The sequence below is a fragment of the Alkaliphilus flagellatus genome (assembly GCF_018919215.1).
GTDB lineage: Bacteria > Bacillota > Clostridia > Peptostreptococcales > Natronincolaceae > Alkaliphilus_B > Alkaliphilus_B flagellatus.
Genome location: NZ_JAHLQK010000002.1, coordinates 298,749 through 318,971 on the forward strand (window position 1 = coordinate 298,749; position 20,223 = coordinate 318,971).

16 protein-coding genes are annotated in these 20,223 nt (G+C 32.7%); 15 read left to right on the forward strand and 1 reads right to left on the reverse strand.

Annotated features, from left to right (window positions below):
* Positions 1 to 108 precede the first annotated feature (108 nt).
* From KQI88_RS06335 to KQI88_RS06365, 7 genes are all read left to right on the forward strand, one after another.
* Positions 109 to 1,452: a sigma-54 interaction domain-containing protein gene (locus tag KQI88_RS06335; RefSeq protein ID WP_216415510.1), complete on the forward strand. Its 1,344-nt coding sequence runs from the start codon at positions 109 to 111 to the stop codon at positions 1,450 to 1,452.
* 232 nt (positions 1,453 to 1,684) lie between these two features.
* Complete coding sequence (locus tag KQI88_RS06340; protein ID WP_216415511.1) at positions 1,685 to 3,496, forward strand: aldehyde ferredoxin oxidoreductase family protein; 1,812 nt, start codon at positions 1,685 to 1,687, stop codon at positions 3,494 to 3,496.
* Positions 3,497 to 3,697: 201 nt separating this feature from the next.
* On the forward strand, positions 3,698 to 3,922 hold the full coding sequence (locus KQI88_RS06345) for a MoaD/ThiS family protein (protein ID WP_216415512.1): 225 nt from the start codon (positions 3,698 to 3,700) through the stop codon (positions 3,920 to 3,922).
* Between the two features lie 123 nt (positions 3,923 to 4,045).
* Positions 4,046 to 4,564 (forward strand): metallophosphoesterase, encoded by a 519-nt coding sequence (locus tag KQI88_RS06350; protein ID WP_330656127.1) that lies wholly within the window; start codon positions 4,046 to 4,048, stop codon positions 4,562 to 4,564.
* Positions 4,565 to 4,585: 21 nt separating this feature from the next.
* Positions 4,586 to 5,587: a hypothetical protein gene (locus KQI88_RS06355; protein WP_216415513.1), complete on the forward strand. Its 1,002-nt coding sequence runs from the start codon at positions 4,586 to 4,588 to the stop codon at positions 5,585 to 5,587.
* A gap of 112 nt (positions 5,588 to 5,699) precedes the next feature.
* Positions 5,700 to 6,530: a nitroreductase family protein gene (locus KQI88_RS06360; RefSeq protein ID WP_216415514.1), complete on the forward strand. Its 831-nt coding sequence runs from the start codon at positions 5,700 to 5,702 to the stop codon at positions 6,528 to 6,530.
* A gap of 43 nt (positions 6,531 to 6,573) precedes the next feature.
* Positions 6,574 to 7,428, forward strand: coding sequence for a bifunctional 5,10-methylenetetrahydrofolate dehydrogenase/5,10-methenyltetrahydrofolate cyclohydrolase (locus tag KQI88_RS06365; protein WP_216415515.1), 855 nt, complete (start codon positions 6,574 to 6,576; stop codon positions 7,426 to 7,428).
* A 98-nt stretch (positions 7,429 to 7,526) separates the two neighbouring features.
* Here KQI88_RS06365 and KQI88_RS06370 read toward each other — a convergent pair whose 3' ends face one another.
* Complete coding sequence (locus tag KQI88_RS06370) at positions 7,527 to 9,512, reverse strand: methyl-accepting chemotaxis protein (protein WP_216415516.1); 1,986 nt, start codon at positions 9,510 to 9,512, stop codon at positions 7,527 to 7,529.
* Positions 9,513 to 9,865: 353 nt separating this feature from the next.
* On the opposite strand from KQI88_RS06370, the gene KQI88_RS06375 reads away from it, so the two are divergent.
* The 8 genes from KQI88_RS06375 (at position 9,866) to KQI88_RS06410 (ending at position 20,192) form a co-directional block, all read left to right on the forward strand.
* Entirely contained in the window at positions 9,866 to 11,194 is a 1,329-nt protein-coding gene (locus KQI88_RS06375; RefSeq protein WP_216415517.1) for a TolB-like translocation protein, read from the forward strand.
* A gap of 98 nt (positions 11,195 to 11,292) precedes the next feature.
* Positions 11,293 to 12,621, forward strand: coding sequence for a glutamate--cysteine ligase (locus KQI88_RS06380; protein ID WP_216415518.1), 1,329 nt, complete (start codon positions 11,293 to 11,295; stop codon positions 12,619 to 12,621).
* The gene (locus KQI88_RS06385) at positions 12,596 to 13,930 is read left to right on the forward strand and encodes a circularly permuted type 2 ATP-grasp protein (RefSeq protein WP_216415519.1); all 1,335 of its coding nucleotides are present in this window, start codon (positions 12,596 to 12,598) and stop codon (positions 13,928 to 13,930) included. The genes KQI88_RS06380 and KQI88_RS06385 overlap by 26 nt, the downstream gene beginning before the upstream one ends.
* A gap of 320 nt (positions 13,931 to 14,250) precedes the next feature.
* Complete coding sequence (locus KQI88_RS06390; RefSeq protein WP_212381524.1) at positions 14,251 to 14,469, forward strand: FeoA family protein; 219 nt, start codon at positions 14,251 to 14,253, stop codon at positions 14,467 to 14,469.
* A gap of 18 nt (positions 14,470 to 14,487) precedes the next feature.
* A complete protein-coding gene (gene feoB, locus KQI88_RS06395) occupies positions 14,488 to 16,347 on the forward strand; it encodes a ferrous iron transport protein B (protein WP_216415520.1) in 1,860 nt (619 codons plus the stop codon).
* 319 nt (positions 16,348 to 16,666) lie between these two features.
* A complete protein-coding gene (locus KQI88_RS06400; protein ID WP_216415521.1) occupies positions 16,667 to 17,872 on the forward strand; it encodes an AI-2E family transporter in 1,206 nt (401 codons plus the stop codon).
* 364 nt (positions 17,873 to 18,236) lie between these two features.
* Positions 18,237 to 18,977 carry a beta-ketoacyl-ACP reductase gene (locus KQI88_RS06405; RefSeq protein WP_216415522.1) on the forward strand — a complete coding sequence of 247 codons (741 nt, stop codon included), beginning with the start codon at positions 18,237 to 18,239 and terminating at the stop codon, positions 18,975 to 18,977.
* A 36-nt stretch (positions 18,978 to 19,013) separates the two neighbouring features.
* The gene (locus KQI88_RS06410) at positions 19,014 to 20,192 is read left to right on the forward strand and encodes an acetyl-CoA C-acetyltransferase (RefSeq protein ID WP_216415523.1); all 1,179 of its coding nucleotides are present in this window, start codon (positions 19,014 to 19,016) and stop codon (positions 20,190 to 20,192) included.
* Positions 20,193 to 20,223 lie beyond the last annotated feature (31 nt).

Genomic DNA, 20,223 nt, shown 5'->3' on the forward strand with positions numbered 1-20,223 from the left:
ATTATAATAGAGATATATTGAAATAAAGTATTGTGTAATTTTAGTACTAGAGAATTACAGTAACAATGGGTGACGTATGTACCTATATTAATTTTGGAGTTGGTATTTATGCAAACAAAATCTTGGGAAGAATTAAATCATAAACTATTAGTTGCAAAAAAATACATAGAAACTATTATTGATTCTATTAGCACAGGCATTTTTACCACTGGGCCTAATGGTTATATTAAGACAATAAACCGTACTGCCAGTGAAATACTAGGGTTAAGTCAAGAGGAGGTTCTTGGGGTAAATGTTAGTGAAATTATTGAGAAATGGGAAAGTATTCAACAGAGTGTAAGCAACAAAACTACTTATCTAGAGGAAGAGGCTTTTATAAAGGGTCAAAAGGGTAGAATCCATTGTATATTAAGCGCCTATCCGATAATTGAAAGTGAGCAATATAAATATGAAGGTATCGTTTGTACGATTAATGAAATAAAAAGTGTTAGAAATCTAGCTAATAAGGTTATGGGGAAACAAGCCTTATATACATTTGATAAAATTATTGGAAAAAATAAAGAGTTTTCTAAGCTACTTAACTATGCTAAACAAATTTCTAATAGCCCGTCCACTGTGCTAATTACTGGAGAAAGTGGTACGGGAAAGGAAGTATTTGCTCAGTCAATACATAATGAAAGTAGTAGGCGAAATGGTCCCTTTGTAGCAATTAATTGTGGTGCTCTTCCTCGAGATTTAATAGAGTCTGAGTTATTTGGTTATGAGGAAGGAGCTTTCACTGGAGCCATAAGAGGAGGGCGGCCAGGGAAATTTGAACTTGCAGATGGAGGCACTTTATTTTTAGACGAGATTGGAGAAATGCCAATAGATATGCAGACTAATTTGCTTAGGGTGTTGGAAAAGGGAAAGTTGTTTCGAATAGGAGGCAATCGAGAAATAGAGGTAGATGTTAGAATTATAGCTGCAACTAATAGGGACTTGCAGAGGGACACAGAAGACGGTTATTTTAGAAAGGACTTGTTCTATCGTTTGAATGTATTACCTCTAAAATTACTACCTTTAAGAAATAGAAAAGACGATATACCCCTTTTAATTGATTACTTCATTAAGATGAAATCATTAAAGCTTGGCAAAACTCCAATTTCATTATCCAGTGAATTGATAGATAAGATGGTAAGTGATCCTTGGCAAGGCAATATTAGGGAGCTTGAAAATACTATTGAGCGCATTATTAATGCCCCAAATAGCGACTTATGGCAGATTACAGAAACAACTAAAGATGAAGTTATAATAACTATGGATGAAAGTTTGGAGGCTATTGAAAAAGCTCATATTGAAAAAATAATAGACAAATGTGAAGGCAATATTAGTACTACTGCAGAAATCCTAGGTATTGGTAGAAATACACTTTATCGTAAAATAAAAAAGTATAGTATAGTTGTTCTAAAGTAGAACATAGTTACAAAATGGAACAGTTTGTTTACTAAAATATGTATCGTTATGGAACGGGATCATTAATATAAAGGATAATTTATTAGATATATTAGAATATGTAATTTTAAGTTGAAGATGTTGCAATAGATGAGTTAATTACTTATATTTAATATGTAAAAATACTAACCATGGCATAGCTTTTGCTATAATTTAAATGGGCGAGAAGATTTAAAAAATGAGGGGGGTATATATGTACGGCTATCATGGAAAAATTTTACGTATTAATTTAAGAGAAAGAAGCATTAAAAAAGAAGAGCTAGATTTAGATTTAGCTAAAAAGTTTCTAGGAGGAAGGGGCTTAGGAGAGAAAATACTAATGGATGAAGTGGATCCTAAGGTAGATGCTCTCTGTCCCCAAAACAAGCTAATTATTGCAACTGGACCACTTAGTGGTACACCAACTCCAACTGGTGGAAGATATATGGTAGTTACAAAATCACCTTTAACTGGCACAATTGCAAGTTCTAACTCTGGTGGACGCTGGGGAGCAGAGTTGAAGTTTGCAGGATATGATTTACTTATAGTTGAAGATAAGGCAGATAGTCCAGTATACATCGATATTCAAGACGATAAGGTTGAAATTAAAGATGCCTCACATCTATGGGGAAAGGTTACTTCAGAAGTAAATAGTTTATTACGAGAAGAAATAGGTGAAAAGGTAAAGATATTAAATATTGGTCCTGCAGGAGAAAAACTTTCTAATATAGCAGCAGTTATGAATGATATGGATCGGGCAGCTGGTCGTTCGGGAGTTGGAGCTGTTATGGGCTCAAAGAATCTAAAGGCAATTACAGTAAGAGGAACAGGCAAGGTTCCAGTACATAACCCAGAGCTATTAAAGGAAGCAGTATCTAGAGTTAATAAGAAAATAAGAGAAAATGGTGTTACTGGACAGGGACTTCCAACCTATGGTACAGCAGTGTTAGTTAATATTATAAATGAAAATGGTGTGTTTCCAACTAACAATTTCCAATACTCTCAGTTTGAAAAGGCAGAAGATATAAGTGGAGAAACCCTAGCTGAGAAGTATTTAGTTAAAAAGGTAGGATGCTATAGCTGTCCCATCGCCTGTGGACGCTGGTGTAAGGTAGATAATGAAGAGCTTGCTGGTCCAGAATATGAAACTATCTGGGGCTTTGGTTCTGACTGTGGAGTTTCAGATATGAAGGGAATTATTAAAGCTAATGAATTATGTAACGAAATGGGATTGGATACCATTTCAGCATCTACTACTATCGCTGCTGCAATGGAGCTTTATCAAAAGGGATTAATTGCAGAAGATGAGGTGAAGGAAGTTCCGCTTACATGGGGAAACACTGAAGCTATTATAGAGTGGACAAAACGAATAGGATTAAGAGAAGGATTTGGAGATAAACTCGCAGAAGGCTCATATAGATTAGGTGAAATGTATGGTGCTCCTGAAGTATCTATGTCAGTTAAAAAGCAGGAGATACCTGCCTATGATCCAAGGGGCATACAAGGTCAAGGTTTAGCCTATGCTACTTCCAATCGTGGAGGCTGTCATGTTAGAGGTTACCTTATTTCGCCAGAGATTTTAGGATTACCGGAAAAGCTAGATAGATTTAGTATTGAAGGAAAAGCGGCATGGGTAAAAATATTCCAAGACTTAACAGCAGCAATAGATTCTCTTGGATTATGTTTATTTACATCCTTTGCAATGGGAGCAGAAGATTATAGTGATTTATATAATGCTGTTTGTGGAACAGATTATAGTGCCACATCACTGTTAGAGGCAGGAGAAAGGATTTGGAATATAGAAAAACTATTTAATATTGATTCTGGCTTGTCAGTTGCTGATGATACCTTGCCTAAGAGATTATTAGAAGATGGGATTGTTGATGGACCTTCTAAAGGAAATACTCATAGTTTAGCAGAATTACTACCCGAGTATTATGCCCTAAGAGGTTGGGATGAAAACGGTATACCAACTGATGAAAGGCTAGAGCAATTAGGAGTAATAGGAGAAGTCAGTTTAGCATAGTAATCTGATGATAACATATTGAATAGAGTATATAGGGCAGAAGAAGAGCTTCCGAAAGGGCTCTTCTTTTTAATAAAGCAGGAAAGTATATTTTTATAAAGAGTAGGAGTTTATAAAAAACAGTGGTCCATAAGTATTTTACCACTTTAAATTTTTAACTCAAATGAGACAGAAGTCGATGTGATATATGGAGGTGATTTTATGGATATAAAGGTAAGGTTATTTGCAACCCTTAGGCAGAATAGAGGTAAGGAGCTTATAATTAATCTTCCAACAGCATCTACACCTATGGATATTATAAGAAAATTAAGTATATCTAAGGAAGATATTGCTATATTATTAATTAATGGAAGGGATGGAGAGTTTATTGTAGAATTAGTAGAAGGAGATACAGTTTCAATTTTTCCTCCTGTAGGTGGAGGCTAAAAGTTGTAAGAAAGGAGAAGATTAATTATCAGATCTAGACTAAAGGAAAAAATATATCTGTTTATAAACAGACCATATATACCACCAGAGATAAAGAACGAAAAAGGTCCTATCTTATTACATATCAGCGATACTCCAGAAGAATCTTACCAATACATTATGAAGGCTATTAATAATATTAATCCACAATATATTGTGCATACTGGGGATATCGTAGACAATATAAAGTTAGAGACTAATTATAAATATTTACCGCTATATGAAAGAGGTTTAAAAAAATTTATTGATTGTATAGAAGGCCATAGTGCAACCCCCTATTATGTGATGGGAAACCATGATGATATAGATAGTGTTATAAAGTTCTCAAATAAGGGTATTATTTTTAAAAAAGGTGTAATAGAAATAGAAGGGTGCTCATTTTATGTAAGTCACGAGTATGAAAAATCCAATAATAAGACAGACTATTGTCTATTTGGTCATTCCTTTGATCCTGTTCACCATAAAGAGGAGGATAAAGTTGTTTTAAATGGGTTACTCAACATGAATGCTATTGCCTTATCCACAGGAAGAATTTATAAAATTGAATATCCCTTGGGGATAAATTATTATAGAAAAATGGAAAGAGGCAGTATAGGACTATAGAATCATTAGGGGGAGATAACTATGCTTTTTTTAAGAATGGGAGCTAGACTTTTATTTTTAAGAACGGATAAGACAGAAGAGTTGAAAGACTTTATTGTAAAAAAATTGGATGGCAAACCTAGAGAATTTGAACAATGTTTAGATGAATCAACAGAGGATAGTACAATTGTTTTTATAACGGATGCACAACGAGAAAAGACAGATATAGATGATGCAAAATATATTATTTTAATAAGAGAGCCATCTTCTATATTTTTAGCTTCTATTTTAACTAGCCACCTAAGTGGGCTTATACATAGGGCAGATTTGGGACCAGCTTGTCTAATAATGAGAATTGCTGGGGATGAAAACAAAGTAGTAGATAGATTGAAAAAATCCTATGATGGAGAAATTATTTCTTGGAAGGAAGGCATTAGAAAAGGCGAAAAAATGGATACACTACTGGCACTAACGAATAAGCCTATAGGTGGTAAGTTAGGTGGAAAGGATTTTATTGAAAGCTTACTATTATTACCTCATCCTGTTAATAATGTTCAAAAAAGACTTAGGCTAGAGGGGATTGTATTTATCACTCAAAGTATGGATGGTGGACAATGGTACGAATTAAGGATTAATATATATGATTCTAAGGGATACTATTCAGAGCATTATAGAAGACTTATGTTAGTTTTGAATCAGTTAGAGCTAGGAATGGTTTTAGGAGAGACTTGGACGCGGGACCATGCTCTAGTACTATACTCTGTACTAGCCTATCAAGTTCGTTTGTTTACACTTTACCCTCCAGAAAAAGTAAAAAAACTATTATTAGGATTAGAGTATAATGAAGAAGGAGAACGTTTAGTAGACTTTGATCTATACTATCGTAACAAGAAGGTATCTTGGGTAGATATTGAAAGAAAGCAGAAAAAGCGAAATAAAGTAGAGGAATGCAAACAATACAGGAAAGAGCTACTTGAAAAATTACCGGAGGCAACTATAGAAAAGTTGATGCAATTGGAGTTAGAAATTGAGCAAAAGGAATAGTAAAAGCGGCTATGTGTTTTTGTATAAATTTAGACTATTAAAGATTGGATTTATATTTAAGTGGGTATACAAAAATAATATATTATATAAAACATAAAAAGGAGTGAGGGTCATGACATTTATTAATTTACTTGAAAACAGGAAATCTGTTAGGGAGTATCAAAAAAATAAGCTAAGTTCCAATGAAATTAAAGAGCTGGAGAAATTTTTAAAGGAAGTGCGGGTGTTACAAAAGAATATAGAGATTGACTTTGCTTTTATTGAAGATGGTTGGGAAAAACAGGATATTTTAAAAGGAAGGGCAGGCTATGTAGGAAATCCGATTTTAGCCCCTCATTATATTGCATTACTTAGCGAATCTAAGGAAGGATATTTATTAAACACAGCTTATATTTTAGAACAATTAGTGCTAAAGGCAGTAGAGCTTAACATAGGAAGTTGTTGGGTTTCCGTAGAGAAGGATGCAAGTGGATTGAAAGATGCTCTTGGAATAGACAAACCAGGTGAAATAGTTGCTATGGTGGCTCTTGGATATCCAAAGACACGTATACCATTTACTAAAAAGAGTGTAAGTTCACGTATAGGGGTAGAAGATTTTGTATTTAAGGGTCAGTGGGGTAAGTCTATTTCTCATGAGGAGCTAGAGATGATGGGAATAGAGAGAATATTACATAGTATTAGGTTAGCACCATCTTGGGCAAATCTTCAGCCATGGAGACTAATTATAGATAATGATCAGATTATTTTAACTGTAGGTGGAAAAGATGTTGACGAAAAGCATCTTATGTTAGATGCTGGTATTATGATGCTTTATATGGAAAGAGCCTTTAACCAAGAAGGACTAGTAGCAAATTGGAGTATATATACAAAAGAACTGGATGGAGACTTTTCTGAATATAATATACCTTCGGAATACAAAGTTATTGGTACACTACATATTTAAATAAAAACTAAATTAAAAATATTACTAGGGAGGGGTTATGTAAATGTCAACATTATTAAAAGGAAAGGCTGTCGCTGATAATATTAGTGAAGACTTAATAAAAGAAGTGGAGATTCTGAAAGAAAAAGAAATAACTCCAAAGCTTGCAATTATTAGGGTAGGTGCAAGACCAGATGACTTGGCATATGAAAGGGGAGCATTAAACAGATGTGCTAAGGTTGGAGTAGAAACAGAGGTCAAGGAGTTACCAGAAGATATTACACAGGAAGACTTCATCAAAGAATTGAGAAAAATAAATAATGATACAAATATTCATGGAATATTGGTTTTTAGACCTCTTCCTAAACATTTAAACGAAGAAGTTATTAAATATGAAATTGTGCCAGAAAAAGATGTAGATTGTTTTAGTCCTATTAATGCTGCAAAGTTACTAGAGGGAGATGATACAGGTTTCCCTCCATGTACACCTATGGCAGTTATTGAAATTTTAAAGCACTATCAAGTCCCTATGGAGGGGAAAAAGGCAGTGGTTTTAGGAAGATCAATGGTTGTAGGTAAGCCTGCTGCACTATTACTACTTAAGGAAAATGCTACAGTAACAATTTGTCACTCCAGAACCCGAGAACTCTCTAAGGTTACCCAAGAAGGAGATATTTTAGTAGCAGCAATAGGTAAGGGTAAGTTTGTAAAAGAGGATTTTGTAAAAGAAGGGGCAGTAGTTATTGATGTTGGTATAAATGTAGATGAAGAAGGAAATTTACATGGAGATGTGGATTTTGATCAGTGTGAAAAAAAGGCTAGTATGATAACACCTGTACCTGGCGGGGTAGGTTCTGTAACTACTTCAATTTTAGCTAAACATGTAATTAAAGCTTGCAAACTTCAAAATAATCTTTAAAAGCCATCTATCGCTATCACATCGACTTCTGTCGTACTTTTAATTTTTAGATAGAAAATAAAAATAGTCTCTAGGAATTTCCTAGAGACTGGTTTTAACTATATTTTAAATACTTCTACTTGAGACTTTAATTGTCCAGCCAAGTCATTTAAGTGCTCTGCCGCATTAGCTACTTCATCAACAGCTGAAGCAGTTTGTTCCATGGCAGCAGTAACTTCTTCAGAGGCAGCCGCTGTCTCTTCGGACACTGCAGATATATTTTCTATAAAAGAAACAATATAGCTGCTATTTTCAGTCATCTCATCTATGTGGGTAGTTAACCCCTTAATTTTTTTCGTCATTTTCTCTATTGAATCATATATACTTCCAAAGGAAGTGCTCACATCTTCTACTGCTAAAACTTGATCCTCAGTTTGAGATTTTACCTCACCCATTATTGATACTGCATTACTACTTTTTGTTAATATATCCGTAGTAATATGCCTTATTTCATCAGTAGACGAACTAGATTGCTCAGCTAATTTCCTAATTTCTTCAGCAACTACTGCAAATCCCCTACCAGCTTCTCCCGCTCTGGCAGCTTCAATAGCAGCATTAAGGGCTAATAAATTAGTTTGGTCTGCTATAGAGCTAATGGTTTGTAATATTACACCAATTGACTGTGTGTGTTCATCAAGTTCCTTGATAGCTATTTCAACTCGATGAATTGCATCCTTATTGCTATCCGTTTTTTCTGTTAACTCTTGTACAGTTTCAACACCTTTTTCATTGGCACCTACCACCGCATTTGATAATTCTAACATTTCTATAGTTTCATTATTTAACTCATTAAATTTTTCAGATAACTGATGAATCATAACAGCACCTTGCTCTGCATCTCTAGCTTGATCGGAAGCACCTCTTGCGATTTCTTCTACCGTTCTACTAACTTCTTCAGTGGAAGCACTAGTTTGTTGTGAAGATGCAGCTAAACTATCAGCAGCCAAATTAATTTCACTTGAAGCTTTTTGTACATTAAATAACAATTGACTAATATGCTCTATAGTTTTATTTATAGTTATTGATAGTGATCCTATCTCATCATGTGAAGCTATATTAGTACGTACAGTAAAGTCTCCACTACCTATTCTATCCATATCTTTAACTAGTTTACCTGTAGCCCTTGTAATACCTAATGCAAAGAAAATACCGATAATGATAGTAATTAATAGAGATAATCCTCCATATAACATACTTTGATTGAGTATTGTAGAAGTATCATGTTGTATTTCACTAATAAAAACTGTACCTATTATTTTCCAACCAGTTCTGTCTATATTATCAAATACTCCAATACGATCTTTATCTCCATAAGCATATTTTATTGGCTCCATATTGTTGGATTTAATAGCATTGAGAAGATCTGATACTGGAAGCTCTTTTCCTACAAGTTCTTTATCCGGATGTATTATTAAGACACCGTTAGAATCTGATAATGATAAATATCCTTCTTCTCCTATGGTAGCATCTGTTAACATGGTCGATACGCTATCTAAGGACACATCAATACCTACAACACCAATAAACTCATTGCCGTTTCTCGCATTATATACAGGTTTTGAAACCGTAATTGTAAGGTTACCTGTAGCTTCATCCACATATGGACTAGTCCAAAAGATGCCATTATTTTTAATTGCACCTGTATACCATTCTCTAGTTTGAGGATCAAAATCTGCAGACAAATCTGCATAGGGATAAATAAATGTTTCCTTATCTCTTGTACCTAAATAAATAGATTGTATATTTTTATGTGTATCTTTAATGGATTTTAAACTCTCCATCATCCAAGATTTAGATGCCTCAACCGTGTATATTTGCTGAACATTAGCATCTTCTGACAACATATTTGTAGCTTCTTCCATAGAGTTCATAAATACATTAAATGTATCACTCATTCTATGTGTAATTTCATGGGAGCTTTCTTCTAGTGATGTAGTTAAAATTTTATTCGCAACTCGATAGTTAATAAAGCCCAAAAATACAGTAGGTAGCAAAGTTAGCACTACAAGCAGGGTGAGAATCTTCCACCTTAAAGACATTTTCATTATAAATCTCCTCTCATAAAAAATTTGACTATAATTGCTTAGAAAATTGCATATTATAATTTTACAAAATATTTGGTAGAATCCATTATGCAATCTCTTTAGTCAAGTAATTTGCTTAATTATGTAATTGCCCTAAAAATATATTATATAATTCGACAAGTTTTTTAGCAATCCTTTATTTGAGCCCTAGGAAGTTATTGCATTCAATTTAAATCTAAATAAGTCTAAATAGAGTTTGAATTGAAATACGCTATTTTTAAAAAATATATAGAACCTTAGAACTCTTAGCTATTGAATTAATTTATTAAAAAAGGGAAAAATACAATAAACATAGTGTAAGGTGGTGCAATGTTATGAAAAAAAGGTTATTTTTATGTATAAATATCCTTGTAGTTTTAATAGTATTTATAGGATGTTCTAAAATATCAAAGGAAGAAAGTAATAAGAATTTGCCTATTAATATGAAAAAGGGAGAACTTCTCGAAGTAAAATCAGTAGAAAAATTTTCTAGTATTAATGGATTTAAAGTAGAAGATGGCAAGTTCTTTTTTAGTGGAATTAAAAATGATAAATGGGGATTTTATGCATTAGATTTAAATAGTCACAGTCTAGAACAAAGATATAGTCAAGTTGGAGAATATGATGTGTTTATTCCACTAAATGGGCGGGATGCTATATATGTAGATTTAGATGGAAGACTATTTGTTAGACAGAATGGTAATGAGAAAAAAATAGATGAGGAAATATATGGATCTTATAGTCCTAATATATTAGTTTCTCCAGATCAGAAAGGCATTTTATATACTAAGGGAGTTCAGGGAGAATCAGATTTATATAGATATATGCTGGATGAAGATGCTCCTATAAAAATAAAGGATAAGATTTCTAATGATGCATTTTTTACATTTTCATACACAACTCATTGGAGTAACAAAAGCCACTACTTTATATTTGACAATAGAGAAGTTTATGATAGCAATGGTAAATTATATGATACTATAGATGCAACTGCAGCAAAGTGGTCTCCAAATGATGAGATGATTGCCTTTATTAGAGAACCAAAAATATTGAAAAACCAACAAATTTTTGTAGGAGATTGGCAGTCTTACATAGGTACTGAGTTCGCTGTTTATAATATAGATGGCAAAAGTGACAAGACTATATATAAAAATGATATAGGTTTAATAGATGCTATAGATAATATCCAGTGGTCCAAGGATAGTTCCCTTGTAGGACTTTCAGTAGGAAAAATAAACAGGAATACAAATGGAGAACTTGAGAATATAGATTACGAAAAAATATTTATTTATAGCTTTAAAACTAAAATGGGAAAAGAAGTAGGTAATATGCCTTATAACTTTTATGAGGCATTGTTTGACACATACATATATGGAAGCAGTATAGGAAAAAGGGATAGGGTAGAGATTGTTGAGGTTTTTAAAGATAATAGAAAAATCTTTGATAAACCAGTTATTTTGAATAGTAAAGATATGTTTGTTATTTCATATGAGGATAATGCTTATTTAATTAATGGACGAGAGTTAATAGAAATAAATAGAGCAGGAGAGAGTAAAAAGATTATGGATCTTCCCTGGGATATTAGTGAGATGTATTTTGATTCTAAAACACGACAATTAATTATTACTAATAAGAATTATTTTTTATTTGTAATAAAAATGTAATAAATATGTGAAAAAAATGTGTAAAACTGTTTTGTTTAGGGTACTAAACTATTAATGTATAATTTATATGAATTTTTATCGAGATGAGGGTAGGTCATATGAAATATGAAAAAAATCTAGAATCGATTGTATCAATAATTAAACAAGGGGAAAAATCACCGAATCAGTTTAGAATCGGTGTTGAGTTTGAACATATTGTTGTTAAGGAAGATACCTTACAATCTGTTACTTATTATGGAGAGGAAGGTATAGAAGGAATCCTCAACAAGCTACTATTAAAAGGATATAAAGGTAAATATGAAGGAGATTATCTAGTAGGGTTAATGGGAGAAGACAGAGAAATTACATTAGAACCTGGGGGACAGTTAGAGGTCAGCATCAAACCCTGCGATACTATAGATGAGATAAAGTCTATTTATTTTAATTTTTTAAATGACATAGTACCTATATTAGAAGAACGAAATCTATTACTAATGGCAATAGGATACCATCCAAAGTCATCTATTGACCAAATTCCTTTTAATCCTAAAAAAAGATATGAATATATGTCTAAATATCTTGGAGAAAAGGGAAAGTATGCTCATAATATGATGAAGGGTACAGCGGCTCTTCAAGTATCTATAGATTATATTAATGAGGAGGATTTTATTAGAAAATTTAGAGTTGCTAATTTTATTAGTCCATTACTATATTTAATATCAGATAATTCACCTATTTTTGAAGGACAAATTTATTATAAATTTGGTCTGAGAAGTCTTATATGGGAAAATACAGATAAACAAAGAAGTGATATTGTGCCTAATTCCTTAAACAAGAAATTTGGCTATAAAGATTATGGGAAATATATATTAAGTGTTCCGCCTATTTTAGTTATGAAAGATGGAGAGTTTATTGGTACTGGTGATAAGACTGTAGAGCAGATTATGGAAGAATATACTTTTTCTGAAGAGGAAATAGATCATATTATGACCATGGTATTCCCAGATGTTAGGGCAAAAAACTATATAGAACTTCGCATGGGAGATTCTTTACCATATCCATATAACTTCTCCTATATTACCTTAATTAAAGGGATATTTTACAATGAAATTGCTTTGGAGTATTTATACAAACTATCTTTGAGAGCTGAGGATGACCAAATTCATATAGCTAAAGATCTTATGCACGAAAAGGGATTTGGTGGGCACATAGGATCAAAAGCCGTATATGATTTTATTCGTATAATTTTTGATTTAGCTAAAAAAGCTTTAAGTCCAGAAGAGAAGGAAATGTTAATGCCCTTGGAGAAACTATTAATCAATAAAAATAATTTATCCACCATATCTAAAGAGAAAGTCAGAAATGAGGGAGTAAATGGATTAAAGTGGTGCAATTTAAACCAATGGGTGAGAGGGGAAGAAGATGTCCATAACAAGGGAATTATATAATACTTATGAAGATATTGTAATGAAAAACAAAGATGCTTTCCTTAAAGACTATAGTCAAGTAATGCAAAGAGTAGAAGAGTCACCAGCAAAATATAAAGGGAATCCAGTAGAGTTTTTGTATCAGCCGATGCTTTTAGGTGAAGATGATTTTAAGCGTTTTAAAAGTCTTACAGATCAATTGATAAAAATACTAAATAAGGTTATTAATAAATATATAGAGGATGAAAAATTTCGATCTTACTTTGGATTTTCGCCTCTTCTAGAGCAACTTATTTTAAAAGATCCAGGGTATAGTATAAATATACCAATGGGTAGATTTGATATTTTCTATAATCTGGACGGTAGCTTTCAATTTTGTGAATTAAATGCTGACGGTTCTTCAGGAATGGTAGAAGCCAGGGAATTACAAAAAATAATTGGAGAATCCTTTGCAGTAGATAAATTGAAAAAGTCCCATATATTACAGGATTTTGAGTTGTTTGATTCTTGGGCGGAGGCTTTATTAACCAATTACAGGGAATTTAGTAAGAGTGAAGATAAGCCTCAAATTGCAATTATAGACTGGTTAGATGGTAACCCACCTAGTGAGTTTGTAGAATTTAAAAAAACCTTTGAAAACTTTGGATGTAAAACAGTTATTGCAGACCCTAGAGATCTGGTATATAGAGATAATAAGCTCTACTATGGAGACTTTAGAATAGACTGTATATATCGTAGAGCCGTAACATGGGAGATTATAGAAAAGCAAGATGAAGTAAAGGACTTTATTAATGCCTATTTAGATGGAAACATATGTGTAGTAGGGTCTATACGGTCTCAAGTAATACATAACAAAATAATATTTGCAATTTTACACGATTCTACAAAGACACCTTTCTTAACAGAAGAAGAAAGGGAGTTTGTGAAAAAACATATTCCATATACTACTATATTTAATATAGAAAACGAAGAACTATTAGAATTTACTATTAGCAATAAAGATGAATTGGTTTTGAAGCCTATGGATAAATACGCATCAAGAGGAGTACGTATAGGTGCTGATTTTACTAAAGAAGAATGGAAAAATATTATAAAAAAAGAAGCGAAAGACGAATATATATTGCAGCAGTTTTGCAAAATACCTAAACTACCAATGGCTATGGTAAAGGATAATGATATTAAATTTGTAGAAAATAATTACTTAATTGGACTGTTTATGTATAACGGAAAGCTTCAAGGACTATATACTCGTACAGGTACTAAAAATATTATAGGAAGTATAGTGGAGTGTTATACAGTACCTAACTTTATTGTGTCTAAGAATGTATAAGTTTTATAAATATAGAGAGCTTTTTAAAGAAAGAGTAGATTGGTAATATTCTCGGCATTTAATAGGATAGCATTAAACTACCCTTTGTTGCTGATGAGAACTAGAAACTTCAAATAGTAATTATATTCTAAGATATTGAGAGAATTCTAAATTAGAGTTCTCTTTTATTTTTGTATAATAGCATCAGGCGATTTTGTTTTTTTATTGACAAAGGAATATAAGAGGAGTATATTATAAATGAAAATGGTAATCACTTACATTGCTCTAATGATAATGAATTTTAAATTCAAATTTATATAATTACTTGGAGGTGTACTGTAATGACGTTAGATAGTGCAGTAAAGGGACAGAGAATTGAAATACTTAATATACCTGATGCTGGTATTCGTGCTCAGGCTATAAGATTTGGAATTTGTGAAGGAGCACAGCTTATATGCGCAGAAAAACTGCCGGCTGGACCAATTATTTTGCAAAATAGAATGCAAGAAATAGCGATTGGACGTAGACTTGCAGAGACTATACAAATAAAAATTATATAATGAATGTGAGGTATGAGTATGAGTTGTCATGATTTAAATACGGTTGTAGAAATTCCCGAAGGTAGCAAAAAAATAGTATTAGTAGGGAATCCGAACGTAGGGAAATCAGTTTTTTTCAATGCTTTAACAGGTATGTATGTAGATGTATCTAACTTTCCAGGAACTACAGTTGATATTAGCCATGGAAAGTATAAAGATGATTTTGTAATGGATACTCCTGGCGTATATGGAGTATCATCATTTAATGACGAAGAAAAAGTAGCCAGGGACGTTATACTGAATGGAGATATTATTTTAAATGTAGTAGATGCTGTACATTTAGAGAGGGACCTATTTTTAACTCAGCAAATAATAGATATGGGTAAACCTGTAATTGTGGCACTTAATATGATGGATGATGTTAAAAGAAATGGAATGAATATTGATATTAAACAACTTTCAAAAGAGCTAGGTGTTAAGGTAATAGCTACTACAGCCATAAAGGGAGAAGGAATTGAAGATGTAAAAAATGCCCTTTGCTGTGCTACATCAGGAAATCAACTAAATATAGTAAAAAAATATATACCTGCTGTAGAAAATCAAGTTGAAGTGGCTTCAGAGGCTTTATTAGTACTAGAGGAAGATGAAAATGTTATTTCTCGTAATAATGTTACATTTAATGATAAACTCCGAGAAACAATCTATATGGAAAGAAGACGAAAAGTAGATGCAATAATTAATAAGGTAGTTTCTGAAAATACTCAAGGAGCATCTTTTAAAACTAAGCTTGGAAGATGGATGGTTCAACCTTTAACAGGTATTCCTATTTTAGCTTTTACATTATTTATTATGTACCAACTTATAGGGGTATTTGTAGCACAAACAGTGGTAGGAGTTACAGAAGAAGTTATAATGGGCACTTATTATAATAATTTTATTATGAATTTATTCTCTGGATTAATTGTAGAAGAGAGTTTTATAGGGCAGCTATTAATTGGAGAATTTGGATTATTTACTATGACTCCAATCTATTTATTAGGACTTTTATTACCTTTAGTAGTTGGTTTTTATCTTATACTTTCAGCTCTAGAGGACTCAGGATATTTGCCAAGAATAGCTACCCTAGTAGATCGTATGCTTATGAGTTTGGGTCTAAATGGTAGGGCAGTTATACCAATGATACTTGGGTTTGGATGCGTTACTATGGCCACTATTACGACCCGACTATTAGGATCAAAAAGAGAGCGTTTTATTGCAACTATGTTATTAGGATTAGCAATACCTTGTTCTGCACAGATTGGAGTTATTGCAGGATTAGTTGCTCCATTAGGATTTAAATATACTATGATATATGTTATTACTATATTTGCCGTATTTGTAATTGTAGGAACATTATTAAATAAAGTAATGCCTGGAAAGTCAACTGACTTATTAATAGATTTACCACCACTACGATTACCACAGTTATCTAATGTGCTTAAAAAAACTTATACTAAATCTGTTATGTTTATGAAGGAAGCAGGACCATTGTTCGCACTAGGAGCAGTAATAATTACAGTTATGCAGTATACCGGTGCTTTAGATGGAGTAATAGGAGTTTTTGCACCAATAACGCAAGGATTCTTAAAGCTAGATCCTCGAGTAGCTACAGCTTTTATTATGGGTATAGTTAGAAGGGACTTTGGAGCAGCAGGACTGGACTCTTTAGTCAAGGCAGGTTTATTATCCCCTCCACAAATAATAGTATCTTTAGTTGCTATTACTTTATTTGTTCCTTGTATCGCAGCTATCATGGTTATATTTAAGGAAAGAAGCTGGCAAGAATCAGTAGGTATTTGGATTGGTAGCTTTGTAATTTCTTTCTTAACAGCTGGAATATTAGCTCAAATTATTATATAAGTGTAAAAGAGAAGGTGAAGTAATAATGGTTACTTGTCCCAACTGTAAGTTAGAAGTAAAAGATAATAAAGAAGGACGTTGTCCTAGATGTTATACTATTTTAAAAACTTATAAGAAATGTGAAGATTGTAAAGGATGTTCCTTATTTAGAGCATGTAAAAAAGATTAATATAACTCTAAGTTAATCCCCTTTGGACCAAATAAGTATAACCGAAGGGGGTTATTTTAAAATTAAGTTAAATATAAGTGGAATTTATAGGCTATATACTGTAGAATCATATTAAAGAAAAGTTTAAACATACAGATAAGGGTGAGAAGAATGAAGATTAAGCTAGATAAGCAATATTTAAAGTACTCTTTATATGCATTTTTAACAATAGCACTATCCATTGTTTTCTATTTATCATTAGGAAACTTGGGTTATTTTTTACAATGGATATCTATTCAAATGAGTAGCCTTAAGAAGGTTTTAAGTCCTGTTATAATGGCTATTTTCATAGCTTATTTATTAAATCCAGGTGTTAGGTGGTTCGAAACCCAGGTATATAATAAAATTGGTAGAATAAAATCTATTAGGAAACTACCGAGGGTATTAAGTATTTTAACTATATACCTATTTTTATTCGGTCTAATTGCGATGGTAATAGTTTTTGTTGCCCCACAGATTGGTAGTAACATAGCTGAAATTAGCCGAAGAGTTCCAGAATATATAAACTCTACAATTGATATTGTAGATGAATGGTCCAACAAATGGTCTAACGAGCTTAGTTCAGCTAATAATGTTTATAACATTACTGGCCACATTGAAAAAAATATTAATGAAATATTTACAAAGGCAAGTAAATTACTGGATTATGTTTTCAACAATATTGTTATGGGAGTTAGGAATATTACATCTGGAATATTCAATTTTATACTAGGTATAATTATTTCCTTCTATTTATTAGGTGATAAGGAATCTTTTAAGAAGGGAATAGAAAGAATATTACGTGCAATATTTCATGGAAAAACAGTGGATAGATTAAAAGACTTTGGAAGAGAAGCGGATACAATATTTGGGAAATTTATAGTAGGAAAATTTATAGATTCTTTTATTATAGGTGTACTTTGCTTTGTGGGATTAACTATATTAAAAATACGATATGCTTTATTAATTAGTGTTATTGTAGGAGTTACTAACATGATTCCTTATTTTGGACCCTTTATCGGTGCAGTACCAGCAGTAATTATAACATTTTTTGATAGCCCTATAAACGCCTTATGGGTTACAATATTTATATTTATACTTCAACAGTTTGATGGATTAATTTTAGGACCTAAAATCCTTGGCGACAGTGTAGGACTAAGTCCATTTTGGATTATTTTTTCCATAGTTTTAGGTGGAGGACTTTATGGAGTAATCGGCATGTTCCTTGGAGTACCTGTAATAGCTATTGTAATAACCTTTACTAATAGATTAATTGATTGGAAATTAGAAAAAAAAGGTATAAAAAAATATGAAGAAGATATACGACTGAATGAATAAAGAAGTATTTAAAATATTAACTGTAGATAAAAGGAACAATTTTTTATGGATATGTACAAAAAATGCACACGTATAAGCCACATAATATAAATGATATAGCAGCTGTATAATTCAATGTAAAAGAAATGTACAGCTGCTATTTTTGTATATTATACAGAATAAAAGTTGTAGGTTATGATATTCCTTGCTGTATTCAGAAAGATTCAAAGAGTTCCTTAGTGAAAAGTAGTTATGGTGTTTGTTTTTAAATATAAGAAAGTGGTTAATTATAGGGGATAAAAAATTGGCATGGGATTTGCAATACTTGTTAATGATGGAAAATTCAAATAAATGATGTATTAATCATATAAAGGGAGGGTTTTAAATGAGATTAGATGGAAAAATTGCAGTAGTAACAGGTTCAACTTCAGGTATTGGTAAGGCAACTGTATTAAGGTTTGCGGAAGAAGGAGCAAAAGTAGTTGTTTGGGGTATTTCAAATGAAGAGGTTAATCCAGTGGTAACTGAGCTTAAAGATAAGGGAGCAGATGTTTTAGGTGTGGTAGCAAACGTAGTTAATAGCGAAGAGGTTAATAAAACTATGAATGATATCAAAGATCACTTTGGTAAAATTGATATTATTGTTAATAATGCAGGTATTACAGCAGATGCACAAATATTAAAAATGACTGAGGACCAATTTGATAAGGTAATAGCTGTTAATCTAAAAGGAGTATATAATACAGGGCAGGCAGCAGCGAAAATAATGGCTGAGCAAGGCTTTGGTGTTATCTTAAGTACATCCTCGGTAGTAGGTTTATATGGAAACTTTGGTCAAACAAACTATGCCGCAACAAAGTTTGCTGTTATTGGTATGACAAAAACATGGGCAAAGGAGCTAGGTAGAAAAGGTATTAGAGCTAATGCAGTAGCACCAGGATTTATTGCTACAGAAATGACTGCTAAAATGCCTGAAAAGGTTTTAGATATGATGAAGGATAAATCTCCACTAAAAACATTGGGAGATCCATCTGATGTTGCTAATGCTTTCTTGTTTTTAGCCTCCGACGAAGCTAAGTTTATAAGTGGTGAAGTACTATCTGTAGATGGAGCTGTTACATTATAGATTGATATACTAAATGATAATAAAGAGGTGTAATACATGAGAGAAATTGTAATAGTGAGTGCTGCTAGGACACCAATAGGAAACTTCGGTGGGGCACTTAAAGATGTAAGTGCAGCAGATTTAGGTGCAATAGCTATTAAGGGTGCATTAGATAGAGCAGGAATTACAGGAGATATGGTAGATGAAGTTTTTATTGGATGCGTTTTACAAGCAGGAAATGGGCAAAATGTAGCAAGGCAGGCAGCTATTAAAGCAGGTATACCTTATGAAGTATCTTCTATGGTTATTAATAAAATATGTGGATCAGGACTTAGAGCAGTTTCTCTAGGTGCCCAAACGATTATTGCTGGTGATAATGATATTGTAGTAGTAGGTGGAACAGAGAGTATGTCCCAGGCTCCATATGTTTTAAAGGATATGAGATGGGGATCTAGAATGGGAGATACAAAGGCAGTAGATACTTTAATTAATGATGCACTAACATGCGCATTTAATGATTACCACATGGGTATAACTGCAGAAAACCTTGCAGAAAAATACAATATCTCTAGAGAAGAGCAAGATAGATTTGCAGTAGAAAGTCAAAATAAAGCTGAAGAAGCACAGAAAACCGGATTATTTGATGCAGAAATAGTACCTGTCATTGTAAAGACCCGAAAAGGAGATATCCTTGTAGATAAGGACGAGTATATAAAATATGGAACAACTATGGAATCTGTAGAGAAATTAAGACCAGCATTTAAAAAGGATGGTACAGTAACAGCTGCAAACGCTTCTGGAATTAATGATGGAGCTGCTGCATTGGTACTTATGAGTAAAGAAAAAGCTAATGAACTAGGACTTAAACCATTAGCTAAATTGGTAGCCTATGCTTCAGGTGGAGTAGAGCCTGCTATTATGGGTTATGGTCCTGTAGCTTCTACAGAAAAAGCATTAAAAAAATCAGGCTGGAAGGTTGAAGATTTAGATCTTATCGAGGCTAACGAAGCCTTTGCCGCCCAAGCTCTATCTGTAGCTAAGGGACTAAACTTCAATAATGAAATAGTTAATGTTAAAGGTGGGGCAATAGCCTTAGGTCATCCAGTAGGGGCAAGTGGAGCAAGAATTTTAACAACTCTGCTTTATGCAATGGAAGAAAGAGATGCTAAAAAAGGATTAGCAACACTTTGTATCGGTGGAGGTATGGGTACATCTGTGTTGATTGAAGGACTATAATATTAATAAAATGCCACAGGAGGTTAATTCT

Coding starts and splice junctions, on each gene's coding strand:
- KQI88_RS06335 (WP_216415510.1), top strand. CDS start 109: ATGCAAACAAAATCTTGGGAAGAATTAAATCATAAACTATTAGTTGCA.
- KQI88_RS06340 (WP_216415511.1), top strand. CDS start 1,685: ATGTACGGCTATCATGGAAAAATTTTACGTATTAATTTAAGAGAAAGA.
- KQI88_RS06345 (WP_216415512.1), top strand. CDS start 3,698: ATGGATATAAAGGTAAGGTTATTTGCAACCCTTAGGCAGAATAGAGGT.
- KQI88_RS06355 (WP_216415513.1), top strand. CDS start 4,586: ATGCTTTTTTTAAGAATGGGAGCTAGACTTTTATTTTTAAGAACGGAT.
- KQI88_RS06360 (WP_216415514.1), top strand. CDS start 5,700: ATGACATTTATTAATTTACTTGAAAACAGGAAATCTGTTAGGGAGTAT.
- KQI88_RS06365 (WP_216415515.1), top strand. CDS start 6,574: ATGTCAACATTATTAAAAGGAAAGGCTGTCGCTGATAATATTAGTGAA.
- KQI88_RS06370 (WP_216415516.1), bottom strand. CDS start 9,512: ATGAAAATGTCTTTAAGGTGGAAGATTCTCACCCTGCTTGTAGTGCTA.
- KQI88_RS06375 (WP_216415517.1), top strand. CDS start 9,866: ATGAAAAAAAGGTTATTTTTATGTATAAATATCCTTGTAGTTTTAATA.
- KQI88_RS06380 (WP_216415518.1), top strand. CDS start 11,293: ATGAAATATGAAAAAAATCTAGAATCGATTGTATCAATAATTAAACAA.
- KQI88_RS06385 (WP_216415519.1), top strand. CDS start 12,596: ATGTCCATAACAAGGGAATTATATAATACTTATGAAGATATTGTAATG.
- KQI88_RS06390 (WP_212381524.1), top strand. CDS start 14,251: ATGACGTTAGATAGTGCAGTAAAGGGACAGAGAATTGAAATACTTAAT.
- feoB (WP_216415520.1), top strand. CDS start 14,488: ATGAGTTGTCATGATTTAAATACGGTTGTAGAAATTCCCGAAGGTAGC.
- KQI88_RS06400 (WP_216415521.1), top strand. CDS start 16,667: ATGAAGATTAAGCTAGATAAGCAATATTTAAAGTACTCTTTATATGCA.
- KQI88_RS06405 (WP_216415522.1), top strand. CDS start 18,237: ATGAGATTAGATGGAAAAATTGCAGTAGTAACAGGTTCAACTTCAGGT.
- KQI88_RS06410 (WP_216415523.1), top strand. CDS start 19,014: ATGAGAGAAATTGTAATAGTGAGTGCTGCTAGGACACCAATAGGAAAC.